General features: G+C 50.0%; 1 pseudogene. It reads left to right on the top strand.

Annotated features, from left to right (window positions below):
* Nucleotides 1–262, top strand: a pseudogene (locus tag AC2FA3_RS15295) (ATP-binding cassette domain-containing protein); the annotation flags it as partial.

Raw genomic sequence — 262 nt, 5'->3', positions numbered from 1 at the left:
GGTGGTCAACAGCAACGTGTGGCGATTGCTAGAGCTTTAGCAATGGACCCAGAAGTGATGCTGTTTGACGAACCAACTAGTGCACTTGACCCTGAAATGGTTGGCGAGGTTTTGAAGACCATGTAGGATCTGGCTAGCTCAGGGATGACGATGGTAATCGTAACCCACGAAATGGGCTTTGCACGTGAAGTGGCCGACGAAGTCTGGTTTATGGCTGACGGCTACTTGCAGGGAAAGGGTACGCCTAAAGAAGTATTTGAAC

The organism is Janibacter sp. CoH_79_TC_3, from assembly GCF_058197955.1.
Note: the sequence above shows the minus strand (reverse complement) of the source record. Positions and strands in the feature narration are given on the sequence as shown.